At 51.9% G+C, this 16,995-nt stretch carries 11 protein-coding genes; all 11 read left to right on the top strand.

The genetic code is table 11. The annotated features are described in order from the left end of the window. Window positions 1–93 precede the first annotated feature (93 nt). The 11 genes from MUB23_RS14135 to MUB23_RS14085 all read left to right on the top strand — a co-directional run bounded on the left by MUB23_RS14135 (window position 94) and on the right by MUB23_RS14085 (window position 16,228). A complete protein-coding gene (locus MUB23_RS14135) occupies window positions 94–2,097 on the top strand; it encodes a sigma-54 interaction domain-containing protein (protein ID WP_244801247.1) in 2,004 nt (667 codons plus the stop codon). Window positions 2,098–2,734: 637 nt separating this feature from the next. After that, complete coding sequence (locus tag MUB23_RS14130; RefSeq protein WP_244801246.1) at window positions 2,735–4,276, top strand: serine hydrolase domain-containing protein; 1,542 nt, start codon at window positions 2,735–2,737, stop codon at window positions 4,274–4,276. Beyond that, window positions 4,273–5,214: an ABC transporter permease gene (locus tag MUB23_RS14125; RefSeq protein ID WP_244801245.1), complete on the top strand. Its 942-nt coding sequence runs from the start codon at window positions 4,273–4,275 to the stop codon at window positions 5,212–5,214. The genes MUB23_RS14130 and MUB23_RS14125 overlap by 4 nt, the downstream gene beginning before the upstream one ends. A 2-nt stretch (window positions 5,215–5,216) precedes the next feature. After that, on the top strand, window positions 5,217–6,101 hold the full coding sequence (locus MUB23_RS14120) for an ABC transporter permease (protein WP_244801244.1): 885 nt from the start codon (window positions 5,217–5,219) through the stop codon (window positions 6,099–6,101). Between the two features lie 10 nt (window positions 6,102–6,111). Further along, the gene (locus tag MUB23_RS14115; RefSeq protein ID WP_244801243.1) at window positions 6,112–7,086 is read left to right on the top strand and encodes an ABC transporter ATP-binding protein; all 975 of its coding nucleotides are present in this window, start codon (window positions 6,112–6,114) and stop codon (window positions 7,084–7,086) included. Next, on the top strand, window positions 7,087–8,037 hold the full coding sequence (locus MUB23_RS14110) for an ABC transporter ATP-binding protein (protein ID WP_244801242.1): 951 nt from the start codon (window positions 7,087–7,089) through the stop codon (window positions 8,035–8,037). It abuts the gene before it with no gap. Window positions 8,038–8,174: 137 nt separating this feature from the next. Further along, window positions 8,175–9,782, top strand: coding sequence for an ABC transporter substrate-binding protein (locus MUB23_RS14105; protein ID WP_244801241.1), 1,608 nt, complete (start codon window positions 8,175–8,177; stop codon window positions 9,780–9,782). Window positions 9,783–9,940: 158 nt separating this feature from the next. Continuing rightward, window positions 9,941–12,331 (top strand): glycyl radical protein, encoded by a 2,391-nt coding sequence (locus MUB23_RS14100; RefSeq protein ID WP_244801240.1) that lies wholly within the window; start codon window positions 9,941–9,943, stop codon window positions 12,329–12,331. Window positions 12,332–12,563: 232 nt separating this feature from the next. Continuing rightward, the gene (locus tag MUB23_RS14095; RefSeq protein ID WP_244801239.1) at window positions 12,564–13,694 is read left to right on the top strand and encodes a CapA family protein; all 1,131 of its coding nucleotides are present in this window, start codon (window positions 12,564–12,566) and stop codon (window positions 13,692–13,694) included. Window positions 13,695–13,821: 127 nt separating this feature from the next. Further along, window positions 13,822–15,576, top strand: coding sequence for a CocE/NonD family hydrolase (locus tag MUB23_RS14090; RefSeq protein WP_244801238.1), 1,755 nt, complete (start codon window positions 13,822–13,824; stop codon window positions 15,574–15,576). Window positions 15,577–16,006: 430 nt separating this feature from the next. Further along, window positions 16,007–16,228, top strand: a complete 222-nt coding sequence (locus MUB23_RS14085) for a hypothetical protein (protein ID WP_244801237.1) — start codon at window positions 16,007–16,009, stop codon at window positions 16,226–16,228. The last annotated feature ends 767 nt before the right edge of the window (window positions 16,229–16,995 follow it).

The raw sequence follows: 16,995 nt of genomic DNA, 5'->3' as shown, positions 1-16,995 counted from the left end.
CAGAGAGTCGCAATACTGGGAAAGGATTTCCATGGCATCCCCGAAAAGAATCTGTTATAATGTCGAAAGGCATGGAAGAAGGAGGAAAACGCCATGACGAAGATTATGTATTTGACCAGCGACCAGGAGGAACTCCGCCTGGCCATGGACTATGCGAAAAAGAACGGAATCTCCTTATATCCGAAGACCATACCGGCGCCGGAGGAAGAATATGTGCGGATGTGCGCGGCCATCGCGAAAGATCGGGATGTGGATGTGATTATCGCCAAAGGGCGTGTTTTGGCATTCCTGCGGGAGCTGAAATGCCAGATTCCCACGATTCCGGCCAGTTTTTACGGGGAAGTGACCATCGGTGCTCTCTGGGAGGTCCGGCAGAAATGGGATATGGAGCAGAAAGAAAAGAGGGAAGGAAAAATCCCGAAGGTAGCTCTGCTGTCCCATCTTCCTCTGAATATTGATGAAGCGCTTTACAGCTCCATCTTCCGCATGAATGTGAAGAATGTGATTGTACCGTCCTTAGATGCCAATAAAAGTGAACTGTTTATCCTGGAACTGAAAAGCAAGGGATATGACTATGTGGTCTGCGGAAAGAACTTCCAGGAGGTGGTGGACCGCGTAGACATCAAGGCCCATTATATCACCCGGCCTTCTCTTCCCCAGTCGATCCAACGGGACCTGGATATTGCAAAAATGGTTGCCCAGGCGATCTCCGACTATAAGCGAAGCTTTGGGGAGATGCAGACTGTGATCAATTATGCTTTTGAGGCCGTGATCACGATTGACCAAAACGGCGAAATCTCCGTCTGCAATCAGGTGGCGGCCAAGGCATTCCAGTGCGAGACTCCGGATGTGGTTGGAAAGAAGATCTGGGATGTGATTCCGGCGCTGCCGAGGGAAATCCCGGAACAGGTCCTGAAAAATGATGAAAAGTATTATGGACAGGTATTGGAGTATGGAAATCAGGTTTTTGTGATGAATGTCACCCCCTTAAAGAAGAAAGAAGAGGTGATCGGAGCCGTCTTTCACTTCACGGAATTCCAAGACATCGAGAAGCTGGAGGCAACGGTCAAGAGGGAATACTACTCCAAAGGCTATAATGCCCGCTATACCTTCCGGGATATTGTCGGGGCCTCTGAGGAGATGGAGGAATCCCGAAGGCTGGCGGAGCAGTTCGCGAAATATAATTCCAATGTTTTGATTGTCGGGGAGACCGGTACGGGTAAGGAGATCTTTGCTCAGAGCATCCACAATGCCAGCCTGCGGAAGGAGGAGCCTTTCGTGGCGGTAAACTGCGGAGCGATTCCGGTCAATCTGCTGGAAAGCGAACTGTTCGGATATGTGGACGGCGCTTTCACCGGGGCTTCTAAAAAAGGAAAAAAGGGCCTGGTGGAAATTGCGGACCATGGGACGCTGTTTTTAGATGAGATCTCGGAGATGGATTTGGCCGGACAGGTTCAGCTTCTGCGGGTCCTGGAAGAGCGGGTGATCCGTCGGGTTGGGGACGATAAGGAGATCCCGGTGGACATCCGCGTGATTGCGGCCTCGAATAAAAACCTGCTGGATTTGATCGAACAGGGGAAGTTCCGGGAGGACCTTTATTACCGCTTGAATGTGCTGACTCTCTATGTCCCACCGCTGAGAGAGAGGGGAGATGATATTCTTCTCCTGATAAGGAAGTTTGTGGATGAGTTTGGGAAGAACCTGAAGAAAAATGTCCGGATCCTGGAGGAGGCGGAGAAGCGCATCTGCCAGTATGAATGGAAAGGGAATGTCCGGCAGCTCAAAAATTTCTGCGAGCGCCTCGTCATTGTCGCGGACCAGCCGGAACTGGGCGAAGCGTTTGTGGAGCGCCAGCTCTCCGATGTCTATATGCTGAAACTTTCGAGGCGGCAGTCTCTGCCGGCTCCTGAGCCGGTTAAGGCCGAACCGAAGAAGCCCCAGGGAATCCTGCCTCTCAATGAAAAGGAAGAGATCATCCGGGCACTGAATCAGACCAAAGGAAACCGGCTCCGGGCCGCCGAGCTATTGGGCATCAGCAAGACCAGCCTATGGAGAAAGATGAAGAACTATGGGATTACGGAACAATATGATGCGTAGGCAGAGAAGGAACAGCCGTTTCAAAATGGAACGCAAAAAACAAAGTGGAACGTTCGTTTTGGCGGCAAGAGATCAAACTAAAAATTCAGGTTAAAGGAAAATGCTGTAAAAGAAGGGCGGGAGTGGGAAAGAAAAAAAGTTCCCCGCGGAGGGAACGCAGGATCTTGGGAGTTCGGAATAGAGGGCTATTTGAAAAAAGGACATGGGCGGAAGCCCGTGTCCTTTTTTTGTTTCATAGGAAATCCCTTTGGAATTCCCTATGAAACAAAAAACGCTCCGCTATGGATGCGCACGCAAATGCAAAGGAAGATGTCGCTGACGCGACGCATTTGCGGCGCAGAATTTCGCTCTGCGAAATTCTTTCTTATGGTAAAAGCCAGAAAAGCGGCAATGTGACCAAAGGGGAAGACCTTGCCCGCGCAAAACGTCATTTGCCGGGCGCGAAAGCATGGAACACGAAGTGCTGGTTGTCCCTTTGCGGAATCAAATAGGGGAAGTCCTTTCCCTTATTCAAATGTCAATGCACAATTTACCGAAAAAAAGGAAAAACCGCGGTTTTTGAAAAATTGGCACGATATTTGCGATAATAATGGTCAGATGCCAAAGGTACGACAAAAAGAAAAGAGGAGAAGGATCAATGGTATTGGGATGTCAGAGCTTAAAGTACAGCACTCCGGAAGCTGTGGGAGTTTCTTCCGAAAGTATCCTGAAGTTCTTTGAGGCTGTCCGAGAACAGGATGTGGACGGGGCCGTCGATCTGCATAGTTTTCAGATCGTCAAAAATGACTTTATCATCGCGGAGGGTGCCGGCCGGCCGTTTTCCATGAACCGGTATCACCGGATCTACTCGGCTGCGAAGGGCATCGTAGCCATCGGCGTATTGTTGGCTCTTCAGGACGGAATACTTTCCCTTGAAGAAAAGGTTGTGGATATATTTTCCGACAATCTGCCGGAGAATCTGTCGGAGAAGATGAAAAGAGTCACGGTATTCCATCTGCTGACCATGAATACCGGGCAGGCGGAAGATACCTGCTCTGAGCTTTTTCAGAGCGGCAACTGGGTGAAGACCTTCCTCTCCCTGGCGCCGGAGTATGAACCAGGATCTTATTTCTGCTACAATAACGGAATTCCTCACATTTTGGCGGCGATCGTGGAGAAAAAGAGCGGCGTGGATGTGTTCAGCTACATGAAGCCGCGGTTTTTGGATCCGCTGGGGATCGACATCCTCTGCCGGTATAATGCCCAGGGGGAGCGGGAACCCTCCACGGTCTGTGTGACCCAGGAAGCGCTAACCAAGATCGGGTATGTGTTTTTAAATAAAGGGAAATGGAACGGCAGGCAGTTGATCCAGGAATCCCTCTGTGAGGAATTTGGAAAGTTTCATGTTCCTACGGCAACCCACAAACACGCCTTCCGGACCAGCGGGTACGGATTCCAGGTATGGAAGATGCCCTGTGAAGGCTATGTGTTCCACGGCGGCAACGACAATCTGTCCTGCATTTATACCGAGGCCGATATGGTGTTTTCCTGTCTGGCCTGCAATAAATCACAAAACCGGGTGGATCTTGAGGAGCTGTTCCATGAAACCGTCTACAAAAATATCCATTCCTATCCCCTGCCGGAAAATCCGAAGGCATATCAGCGTCTGCTGAGGGCGCTGGCAGAATGGAATCTGGCTCCGATGGGCTGTGACCGCAGCGGTATCATCGAAGAGATTTCCGGAAAGACTTACCGGTTTGAGGAAAATCCCTTGGGCTGCGAGACGGTCCGATTGGATTTTACTGAGGGCGGGAGCCGTCTGGAAATTGTCTCCGTTCAGAAGGGGGAAACCCACCGCATGGCCTGCGGCTTCCACGGAGAATGGCCGGAGACCAAGGATTATGCGCTGATTCCGGTCAACCTCGGTCACGGGAACTTCATCGACGGGGAAGATACGGAAACCAATCTGGCGAGCGGCGCATGGAGAGACCGCGAGACGCTTCGGATCTACGGAAGAAGCTTCGGGCGCATGGAGTCGGATAAATTCACCTTTGTTTTCCAGGGCGATGAGCTGACAGTATCGATCCTAACGCCGGCGCTGGCTCTTCCCGGAGTGACAACCAACCGGAAAAAAGGGCAGTTCGTCCTGAAAGCAAGAGCTCTGGTGAAAGGCACAAACAGAAAGGAAGTGTCAGAATGATCAAATATACGGTGAAGCGTCTGCTGTGGATGATCCCGGTACTGCTCGGCGTATCCTTCCTGATCATGGCGATCATGGAGTTTTGTCCCGGCGATCCGGCGAAGATCATGCTGGGTATCGACGCCACAGAAGAAAACATTGCTCAGCTGAATGAGGAATTGGGGCTGGACGATCCTTTCCTGGTCCGGTACGGAAGATTCGTTGTGAATGCCTTCCAATTTGAATTCGGAACCTCCTATACATCGGGGGATTCCATCCGGGATCAGATTTTGTTCCGAATTCCTTTTACCTTAACGATATCACTGGTCAGTCTGGTGATTTCCGTTTTAATCGGAATTCCCTGCGGCGTCATTGCGGCGACGCACCAATACTCCCTCCGGGATAACCTGACCATGTTGGCTGCGCTCTTTTGCGTATCCATGCCGAATTTCTGGTTTGCCCTGATGATGATTACCGTTTTTGCCCTGAAACTGGGGATCCTTCCTTCCATGGGCGTGGAGTCGATCCAGGGATACATCATCCCCTGTCTTGCGGTGGCTCTGGGAACCACGGCCAGCATCGCGAGACAGACCAGGTCCAGTATGCTGGAAGTCATTCGTCAGGACTACATCACGACCGCCCGCGCCAAAGGGCAGAAGGAGAGCAAGGTCATCTACGGCCATGCGCTCCAGAACGCCATGATGCCGGTGATCACGGTGATCGGTTCCCGGTTCGCCGGAGCTCTTGCCGGTTCCATGGTGGTGGAATCCATCTTTTCCATTCCCGGCATGGGAAACTATCTGATCAACGCCATCAACTCCCGCGATTACGCGGTGGTGCAGGCCGGCGTCTTTGTGATCGCCCTCTGGTTTGGGCTTTGTATGCTGGGAATGGATTTGGTCTACGCGTGGGCCGATCCACGGATTCTCTCTCAGTATAAGAAAGGGAAGGTGAGGTAGCAATGAGCGAAAAAGAAACCAACCGGCCGGAAAAGAAGAGAAAAAAGGAAAGCCAGATTGCCGGGGTGATGAAGCGGTTAAAACGGAATAAATTCGCCATGGCCGGTCTGGTGATCATCATCCTTTTGATCCTGGTCGCCATCTTTGCCGACGTGCTGGCCCCATACGGCTATGCGGAACAGGATCTAAAGAATACCTTTGCCTCCCCCAGCGCGGGGCACCTTTGCGGCACGGATAAATTGGGCCGCGACGTGTTCAGCCGCCTGATCTATGGGGCAAGAGAATCTTTGATGATTGGATTCCTTTCGGTTTTGCTGGCGGCCAGCATCGGCATGGTGTTAGGCGCCCTGGCAGGATTCTATGGAGGAGTCGTGGACAATCTGCTGATGCGTTTTTTGGACATCTACCAGTCCATCCCCAACATTTTGCTGTCCATGGTTTTGGCAACCGCTCTGGGAGCCAGCACGCAGAATACGATCATTGCCCTGGGAATCAGCACGATTCCGCTTCACGCAAGAATTCTCCGGTCCCAATTCATGGTTTGCCGGGATCAGGAATATGTGGAGGCGGCGGTTGCGACCAACGCCAACGATTTTGAGATTATGTGGAAGCATGTGCTTCCCAATGCAATCCCGCCGATGATTGTGCAGATCACCATGAGCCTGGGACTTTCGATCCTGGCCGGCGCAACCTTAAGCTTTCTGGGACTGGGCGCTCAGCCGCCTTCGCCGGAATGGGGCACCATGATTTCGGAAGGCCGCAATTATCTGAGAAACTTTCCTCATCTGGCCCTGGCGCCCGGCCTGTGCATTATGGTAACCGTTTTGTCCTTTAACCTCCTGGGCGATGGTCTGAGAGACGCCCTGGATCCGAAGCTGAAGGATTAAGGAGGAAAAAATGAGCGAACAGACATTATTGGAAGTGAAAAACTTAGAGGTATCCTACCAGGCAGGCGGGAAAAAGGTCTGCGCGGTGAACGGGGTCAACCTGTCCTTGAAAAAAGGGGAGACCTTGGGGCTGGTGGGAGAGACCGGCGCGGGAAAGACCACTATCGCCAAAGCGATTCTCCGGATCCTGCCCCAGCCCCAGGGAAGCGTCAATGCCGGGGAAGTCTGGGTGGACGGCGAGGATTTACTAAAAATGCCGGAAGGGAAGATGCGAAAGATCCGGGGAAAAAAGATTTCCATGATCTTTCAGGATCCGATGACCTCCCTGAATCCGATCCGCAGCGTCGGCGACCAGATCAGCGAGGCAATCCGTCTCCATGAAAAACTTCCTAAATCCGAGGTTCAAAAGTGGGCTGTCGATATGCTGGAGCAGGTGGGAATTCCGGGAGCGCGCTACAGTGATTACCCTCATCAGTTCTCCGGCGGCATGAAACAGCGGGTGGTGATCGCCATGGCGCTGGCCTGTCACCCGGAACTGCTGCTGGCCGACGAGCCGACCACGGCTCTAGACGTGACGATCCAGGCCCAGGTTTTGGATATGATGAACCATCTGAAAGAGGAATACGGCACTTCCGTCGTGATGATCACCCATGACCTGGGGGTCATCGCCGAGATGTGCCAGACCGTGGCGGTGATCTATGCCGGGGAAGTGATCGAATACGGGACGGCGCGGGACATTTTTAACCATCCGACTCACCCCTATACGATCGGCCTGTTCGGTTCCCTGATTGTCTTGGATGAGGACGTAGAGCGTCTCAGCCCGATCCCTGGATTGATGCCGGATCCGACCGACCTGCCCAAGGGATGCAAATTTGCGCCCCGCTGCCCAACCTGTGAGGAGCGCTGCCAAAGGGCTGCGCCGGAGGCGGTGGAAATTGGAGAAGGCCACCTGGTGAAATGTTTTAGAGCAAAGGATGGGGAATAAATGGCGACGATATTAGAAGTTCAAAATTTGAAGAAATATTTCCAGACTCCAGGCGGTGAACTTCACGCGGTGGACGACGTCAGTTTCCGGATGGAAGAAGGGACGACGCTGGGCGTGGTGGGAGAATCCGGCTGCGGGAAATCCACTCTAGGCCGCACGGTGCTTCATCTGCATGAGAGCACAGGGGGAAAGATTTTCTATAAAGGCGAAGATGTCACCCATGTGGATAAGAAGAAATTAAGAGAACTGCGCGAGGACATGCAGATCATTTTCCAGGATCCCTATTCCTCCCTGAACCCCCGGATGTCGGTCAGCGAGATCATCAAGGAGCCGCTGAAACGGAAAGGCGGGAGATCAAACGAGGAGCTGGAACGGGAGGTGGAGCGGCTGATGGACCTGGTTGGCCTGGCCCAGCGCTTCGCCACCTCCTACCCCCATGAGCTGGACGGGGGGAGAAGGCAGCGGATCGGAATCGCCCGTGCCCTGTCCTTGAATCCCAAATTCATTGTCTGCGACGAGCCGGTTTCGGCACTGGATGTGTCCATTCAGGCTCAAATCCTGAACCTGATGAAGGATCTTCAGGATCAGTTCGGCCTGACCTACATCTTCATTACCCATGACCTATCGGTGGTAAAACATATGTCGGACGCGATCTCGGTCATGTATCTGGGACAGATGGTGGAGAAGGCCCCGGCCAAGGAGCTCTTTTATCATCCGGTTCACCCGTATACAAAGGCGCTGCTCTCCGCGATCCCGATTCCAAAGGTGGACGTGGAGCGGAATCGGATCCTGCTGAAAGGGGAAATCACCTCGCCGGTCAACCCCAAGCCGGGCTGCCGGTTTGCGGCCCGCTGTGAGTTTGCCTCGGAGGAGTGCAGGAACCCGCAGGCCCTGGAGGAGGTAAAGGAAGGACATTTCGTCTCCTGCTGCCGCTGCAAGGAATTCGTTTAAAGAAACACAATCATGACGTTAGGACGGAGAACCGTCTTGCGGCCCGTGCGGCATTCGCCAAGCAACAAGCTTGCACGTTTGAACGGCCCATTGCCCGCGGGAATAAAAAGCCCAAAAAAGAAGGAGGAATTGTTGCTATGAAAAAAGTGGTAGCTCTTATGCTGTCGTTGGCCATGGCTGTTTCCATGACGGCCTGTACGACAGGAGGAAAGACGGACACGACGGCCGCTGCCGGGGGTAATGCGGGGACACAGGCCGCAGGATCCGAAAGCACAGGCGCAGCTTCTGGCGGAGAGAACGCCGGCAGTGGAAAAGATACGGTGATTTACGCTTACCCCAACGATCCGGAATCGTTCAGCCCGCTGCGCCAGCCGAAGTCCGGTTACTCGGAAATGACCTATCAGGTCTATGACTGCCTTTTTACCTACGACTCAGAAGGTAATTTTGTTCCCAGTGTCTGCACGGAAGTGGAGAAAGTGGACGGCAGCCATTATAAGCTGCACCTTCGCAACGACGTCAAGTTCTCCGACGGCCATCTGCTGACAGCTGAGGATGTGGTATATTCCCTGAAAATGTACAGCGAGGATTCCAACTCCAGCACCTGGGTGAAATATCTGGACATGTCCAATACCAAGGCGGCGGACGGCGTGACGGTGGAGCTGGCGCTGACCAGTGAATACGCCTTTGCGATCAGCACACTGCAGAATGTCAACCTGTTCTATCAGGAGGCTTATGAGGCCAGCAGCGACGGTATGACCACTGCCCCGATCGGTTCCGGCCCCTACACGCTGAAAGAATACGTCAGCGGTTCCTACGCTCTCTTTGAGGCCAGAGACGATTATTGGGGAGAGAAGGCTCAGATCCCGAACTTGAAGGTTATGTTTATCAAAGAAGCTTCCCAGAGAACCACGGCGCTCCAGACCGGGGAGGTGGACTGCGCTTACGATGTCCTTTCCTCTGACTATGAAGGACTGATGGCCGAAGGCTTCCAGGGGAACCAGATCCTGACGGACCGCGCCTTGAACCTGATGTTCAACAATTCGACCGCATCCATCTGCCAGGATCCGAAGGTACGCCAGGCCATCGCCTACGCCACGGACAACGAAGGGATTTTACAGGCAGCCTACGGCGGATACGGGGAGATCTGTACCACCTGCAGCTCTGTCGGCATGATTAACCTGAATGATATGTACATTCCGGAAGATTATTATCAGTATGATCTGGAGAAGGCGAAAGCCTCTTTCCAGGAAGCCGGCGTGGCGGAAGGCACAGCTTTCTCGATCATGGTAAAGAGCGGCGATTCCGCTACCACCACCTGCGCCGAGATTTTACAGCAGTCTCTGCAAAGCTGCGGCATGAAAGCGGAAATCAAACAGGTGGAAGCGGCTGTGTTTGACGATTCCCAGAAGGATGAGACCAGCGGATACGACATCAGCTTCAACACCATGAATACGGCGGGCAGCAAAAGCTCTCTGGATCTGATCAACCTGTACTGCTTCATCATCCCGAACCTGCACTACACCAATGAAGAGGGCGCGGCCCTGTCCGCCGCAGCCGTCAGCACCACGGACACGCAGCTGATCCACGACAATACCATGAAACTGACCCAGATGGTATGCGAGGAAGTTCCTTATTACGCGATTGCGTCCAATGCAACCCTGATTGTCAGCAACGGTGACCTGAACGAGGTGGTACCTGCCCGCGGCGGCATTACCATCCGTGGAAACTATTTCTCCTGGAAATAGAAAGGTTGCTTTCTGCCGGGACTTCGGCGGGGCAGACCCTTTGAGGGTCTGCCCTCCTGGAGTACGGGCGTGAAGGGAGGACGCCGCCTGCGAAGCAACCGAAGGCTTTCCCTTGGCGGCGGGCCGCAGGGAGAGTTTGAAAAGAGGAGGAAAAAGGTATGGTTGATAGAATTGAGCGAATCAAAAAACGGGTGGTGATTGATCACTATCCGATCTGTATTGAGAAATTCCGAATTACCCTGGAAGCCAGAAAGAAGTACAAGAATCTGCCGGTGATGGTGCAGAGGGGAAAGATTCTGGAGGAGATCGCGGAAAAGATGCCCATCGGCATCAATGAAGATGAGCTGATCGTCGGCATGGCGGCCAGCAAACCCATGGGCCTGGAGATTGATCCGGATTATGGCGTATGGGAACAGGATGAGATTGACTCCCTGAAAGAAGACGGATACTTGATTGACCCGGAGGACGAGGCGGAATTACAAAAGCTGAATCAGGAGCATTCGCCTGCCACGCTGATCAATCAGATGGGAAATATTTTCTACGAAAACGAACGGATTATTTCCGTGCTGGAAGCAGGACTGTGCCTGCCGCCCTGGAAAAGTGAAAGAGGCAGCGGCGTGGGCGGCGGATATGCCCAGTCGGGCCTGGGATTGGGGCCCTCCCTGATCCTTCTGGCGGCGGATTATACAAAGCTGCTCCATTTGGGGGCCGACGAGTTGATCCGTCAGGCTGAGGAGCAGAAGGAAAAAATCCGGTTTACCGATAAAGATTCCGCGGACCGGTTCCGCTATTATCAAGCGGTTATCTCGGCGTTTGAGGCAATGAAAACCTTGGGACGGAGATATTCGGAATTGGCCGAGGCGATGGCCGAAAAGGAGACGAGACCGGAGAGGAAGAAAGAGCTTCTTGAGATCGCAAAGATCTGTTCCCGCGTACCGGCCAAGCCGGCGGAAAGTTTCCGGGAGGCGATCCAGTGTTTCTGGTTCCTGTTCTTAATGCTGAGCCCGTCGACGACCCTGCCGGGCAACCGTTTTGACCAATATATGTACCCTTATTATGAGAAGGACTTGGCCGAGGGCCGGATCACCAGGGAAGAGGCCATCGAGCTTCTCTGCTGTCTGCGCCTGAAGGACATGGAGCTGAACCGGACTTCCGGAAAGAATAACCGGAAGAAAAACGCCGGTATGGCCAAGTGGCATAACTTTACCATCGGCGGCGTGAAGGCCGACGGCAGCGACGCCACCAATGAACTGACCTATCTGCTTTTGGAAGCGGCGGCCATCACCAAGACCCCCCACCACACGCTGACTTTGCGGGTTCATGCCGGAACGCCGGAGAAACTGATGCAAAAGGCTCTTGAGGTGGTCCGGATGGGCATGGGGCTTCCGGCTTTTATCGGGGACGAGTCCTATATCAAGACCTTTACCTCCCGCGGCTTACCCATCGAGGACGCCAGGGAGTACGTGATGACCGGCTGCCTGGACGCCAACGTGCCGGGCAAGTCCCGGACCGGCCCGGTGCCCATGGTGACTATGCCACTAATTTTCGACATTTTCCGCCACAATGGAGTGGATGTCAAAACCGGAAAGAAATGCGGGATTGAAACCGGCGATTTCACGGAATTTACCAATTATGAAGAATTTTATCAGGGCTACCTGAAGCAGGTGGATTATATGATCGGCGTCATGGCAGAGAAGGATAACGTGGAGCTGACCATCACCAGAGAGCTGCTTCCCGATCCTCTGCGCTCCGCCCTGATGTACCAGGGAATCGAGTCCGGAAAAGACACCTTTGACCGGGTGATGCCCTTTGAGAACGGAGCCGTGATCAACCCCATCGGCATGATCAACATCGGTGATATCATGGCTGCGGTCAAAAAGTTGGTGTTTGATGAGAAAAAATACACGATGGCCGAGCTTAACCAAGCGTTGGAAGCCGGCTGGAACGGTTATGAGGAGATGCGCCTGGACTTTGAACACGCGCCGAAATACGGAAATAACGACAGCTATGTGGACGAAATCATGGCCCGCTGGTTCGCAGACTTCTGCGCCATCGTGGATTCCAAGCAGACCATCTATGGACATCCTCTGATCCCGACAGGCATCTCGATCACTTCCCACCAGCCCGGCGGAGAGCTGACCGGAGCCACCCCGGACGGCCGCCGCGCCCATGAGATTTTGGCGGACGGAAGCGTATCTCCGATGCACGGCATGGACACCTGCGGACCCACCTGTGTCATGAGCAGCGCCATGAAGATCAATCAGGATCCTTTCCAGGCCACCCTGATGAACATGAAATTTACCCCGTCCGCGCTGAAAACGGATGAAGACCTGAAAAAACTTTCCAGCCTGATCCGCACCTACCTGACCCACGGCGGAAAACATGTCCAGTTCAACGTAGTAGACCGGGAAACCCTGGAAGCCGCCAAGAAGAATCCCAAGGAATACCGGGAACTTATCGTGAGGATCGCAGGCTACAGCGCATACTTCGTCCAATTGAACGCTCAGATGCAGGATGAAGTGATTGAACGGATGGAGCAGACTTTGTAAGGGCGCGAGGGGGGGAACAGCTCAGAGTTGCGATGTCCGCAGTTCCCCCCCCTCACACTCCCCCCTTCTTGGGCACGCTTCTGAGAAGCGGAGTAGGAATTCCTCGGCGAATTTACCAGGATTGCGAAGCAATCATGGGGCCTGCCCGGCAGTGGCATAAAGGATTTGCAACTCTGAGCTGGCCTCCCCCTTGTTTTTTGTGTGGAAAATTTAATGGAAACGGGAGTTTAATATGGAAAAAGATTTTGTTTTTTTAGCAACCGGCGATATCGGCATGAACCGTGAAAACCCATCCTCTATTTTTGACGGGGTTCGGGATACCCTAAATAAGGGGGACTTGGTTTTCGGTCAGTTGGAACCGTGTTTGGCCTCTGTGGGGACGCCGGCTTGCCAGTCGAGGCTCCCGATGCGCGGAGACCCGAAGGGAGCCGGGGCTATCCGTGAGGCTGGTTACGACGTGATTTCCTTTGCCACTAATCACTGTATGGATTGGGGGAGGGAAGCTTTTTTCCAGACCATTGATGTACTGAAGAAAGAAGAGCTTCGAGTGATCGGCGCGGGAAAAGATATCAGTGAGGCGAGGAAGCCTGCTATTGTGGAGATCAACGGGACGAAGATTGGATTCCTCGGATACAATACGATCCTTCCCCAGGATTATTATGCCACCAAAGACCGGCCTGGCTGCGCGCCCATGCGGGGACTGACTGTGTATGAGCCGATTGAGCACGATCAGCCGGGAACGCCCTGCCGGATTCACACGTTCCCTCACCGGGATGACTTGAAACAACTTCTGGAGGATATTCGGATGCTGCGGAAGCAGGTGGATATTGTGGCGCTTTCCATTCATTGGGGCATCCACTTTATCCCGGCTGTTCTTGCAGATTACCAGAGAGATGTGGCCCATGCGGCGATCGATGCGGGGGCGGATGTGATCCTTGGCCATCACACCCATATTCTAAAACCGATTGAAGTTTACAAGGGAAAGGTTATTTTCTATAGTCTGGCAAATTTTGCGCTGGATCCACCTCAGGCTTTTGCGGAGAACCTGGACCAGCAGGACCAGCATCAGGAAATGATGAAACTGAACAAGGATTGGAAAAATTCGAAAAAGAAGATGCCGGAAGATTCCTATAAAACCATTTTGGCCCGGATGACGGTCCGCGGCGGAGCGATCCAAAAGGTGGAATATCTCCCCGTACTCCTCGATGATGACTCCAATCCGCACCTGGTAAAGCAGGAGGATACGGCCTTTCTGGAGATTGTTCGGTATATGGAAGAAATCACCGAAAATCAGGAAATTTCCACCCGTTTTACTGTAGATGGGGATGCAGTTGTGATTGAAACAGCCGAGCAAAAACAGTGACACGCCACGCGCCAGCTCGGCAGTGGCATAGAGGATTTGCCGTAGGCGAATCTACTTATGAAAGCATCGCAACTCTGAGCTCGGCCCCCCTTGTTTCTCTGCAAAAAAGTAGAAAAGGAGACTTAAAATGGATACTATCACGGAAGTGAGAATACATAAAAATATCCCAATTCCCATGCGGGACGGGGTAATCCTGCGGGCCGACCATCTGGAGCCAGTCAGCGAGGAGCCGCTGCCGGTTCTGATTGTGCGGACGCCTTATTTAAAGGAAAGTTTTTACACGAAGCAGGTGTACTCCGTCAATGAAACCGTTTTCCGCGGCTACCATATTCTGCTCTGCGACGTGCGGGGCGGCGGCCAGTCGGAGGGGGAGTTTACCCCTTTCGCCAATGAGAAGAATGACGGCTACGATACGATCCAGTGGGCCAGCGAGCAACCCTGGTGCAACGGAAAGGTCGGAACATTCGGCTACTCCTATAACGGCGGCCAGCAGATTTTGGCTGCCTCCACAAACCCGCCTGCCCTGGCGGCGGCCGCGCCTGGCGGGGCCAGCGGCTGGTTTCTGCCGACCTTGATGTACGGAGTGCTGTCCCACCGCACCAGCCTGTTCTGGTATATGAAGCAGCTGCGGAATGCGATTTTAAGCGGAAAAGGGGACTTCACCCCAGAGGAAAGACAGAAAAAACGGGAAGAGATCGAGTATATTATGCGCTTCCGGAATGAAGAGGAATGTCATGTGCTTCCGTTCCTCGACGCGGAGGTACTGAAATTTGAGGGGGTTCCGATCCGAAAGTTTTTTAATGAGTGGGTGGATCACTGCGACGATAAGGAATATTGGGAGCGTATGGGACAGCCTCTCGGAATTGAAAACGTGAACGTTCCCTGTTTCTTCTATACCGGGTGGTTTGACTATATGTGCCAGGGACAGGCGGATAATTTTGAGCTTTTGTCCCACCGCACCGATGATCCGGAACTGGCAAAGAGTCACCGGCTGGTGCTGGGGCCCTGGATTCACACCACCGAGTACGGAACCAGTACGGACTCCAATTCCGGCGTCCGCTATGGGGAGCTGACGTTCCCGCCCAACTCCGGCTATACAAAAGAAATGTACGATAGCTTTATGAAGTTCTACGATAAGTATCTGAAGGGGAATGACAGTGTGGACACCGGCGCTCCGGTACGGATCTACGTGATGGGCGACAATGTATGGCGGGATGAGCAGGAGTGGCCGCTGGCCCGGACAAAATATACGCCGCTGTATCTGGACAGCGAAGGTGATGCCCGGACGTTAAAGGGAAACGGGGTCTTAAGCTTTGAGCTGCCCCACCTTACGGAGAAAGACGAATATGATTATGATCCGCTGAATCCCTGCGATAATACGGACAGCGACCTTCACAAAGGGATCATCAAAGACCGCCGGGAAAAAGAGATGCGGGAGGACATGCTGGTCTACACCACGGAACCGCTGGAACAGGATCTGGAAGTGACCGGAAACATCTGGGCGAAGCTCTTTATCCAGTCTTCGGCCGTGGACACGGATTTCTTTGTCCGCCTGGTGGACGTGCTGCCCGACGGGAAGGCCTATGGATATCTGTCCGGCGTGTTCCGGATGCGGTACCGGGACGGGTATTATGAATCCCACTATATGACGCCGGGAGAGGTCTATCCGGTGGACCTCAAGGTGGGCCCGATCAGTTTGGTCTTTAAGAAGGGACATCAGATCCGAATTGAAATTACCAGCAGTGATTTCCCGGAATATGACCGGAACCTGAACACGGCGGAGCCCATGGGATACGGAAAAGAAGCCGTCATCGCGCACCAGACGATTCTGCATAGTGAGAAGTATCCTTCCCATATGCTGCTGCCGGTGATTCCGCGGTAGGGAAGAGAAGAAAGAGACGAGAACAAGAAAATCCTCGTCTCTTTTTCGTATTAAAAAGAATATTTTTTTGAATGGTTACATTGATATTTGAATCTGCCGATAGCTTTTGGCATTCAGCCAGCGGTAGAATGGCGTTTATAGATTCAATGATCCGGTTATTGTAAGGGGTTTACCCATATATTATAATGGAAATACCTTGTTGAATCGGAGGATACAAAATGTTGGATAACAAAAAAATATCGGGTTTTATCGGAAATAAAAGAAAACAACTTGGCATGACGCAAATTTAAGTGGCTGAAGAATTAAAAATTTCCTTTCAGGCCGTTTCAAAATGAGAAAAAGGTACATTGCCGTATGAGGAAGTCTTAGTAGAGCTGGCTAAAGTTTTGAATAAAACGGTTGACGAGATTCTTGCGGGGAAAGATAAGAAATGGCGGGATATTTGAAAACAGATAACGAATGCGTTTTAAATGGCCTAGGTCCTTTTTCATCTCTATACGATATAGGATTTCCCGATATAGAAGATCCTATCTTGGTTTTAAAATCCGAAGAACCAGGTTCTAGACAAAAATTAGCGATGGAGTATGGGTACAGCGAGTCGATCTGTCATGACATGATAAATCATTTGGTAAATGATGTTGCAGTAATGTGAGTAACATTTTTTAATCATGCCGAACAATTCCTTCGGCTTGTAGTGGAGCCGATCTAGCGGAAACATTATTATGAGAAAGATTGTCATTGGTATGCTTATCAAATGTTTTCATGAAATCGATGGTAACAAGTGTGTCATCAGAAAGAAGCCCATAATCACAGTCATTAAACACGGTAAGAATCTAGTTTTTGCAGGGGAGCCAGTTTGGACATGGGATCCGTAATCCTGGCATAGGTCAGAAATAGATGGGTTTGTAGCAGTTGAGGGTAATCTTGTGATCGAAACATATATTCTGAAAAAACTCTTTAAGTTTTAAGTCTTTCAGGAAACTTTACAGAAAAAAATATCCGGTGTTAAATCAGGTAGAAGAGGAAGCATCGCCGTTGGTGCGTCTTACCTGTTCATTAAAATCCGCAGAGAGGCTATAGGACACCTTCGCTAGGCGGTATTTGTCTTTCATCTTTTTGAGTATCTCTTTTAAATATGCAAGAGGATCATCTGTCATTTTTAATAAATTAGGAATGTTTGTCCAGTTTTATACGTTTTTAAAAGTCGCTTTTTTCCATTGTGGATTTCGACCTGTGCAGAATAGGTCGGGTCTTTAGGACGCTTGTCATAGTATCGTTTCACAAATGTCACCTCAAGTCCATTATAGTACAAACATGCAACGCTTAAAGCAAAAAAGGATAAAAAAACACTGAATTTTCATGGCTTTAGATAGATGGTCTAATTCATTAATCGTTCAGATGTAAAATTAGAATTAAATA

This window comes from Cuneatibacter sp. NSJ-177 (assembly GCF_022867805.1).
Lineage (GTDB): Bacteria > Bacillota > Clostridia > Lachnospirales > Lachnospiraceae > Pseudolachnospira.
Note: the sequence above shows the minus strand (reverse complement) of the source record. Positions and strands in the feature narration are given on the sequence as shown.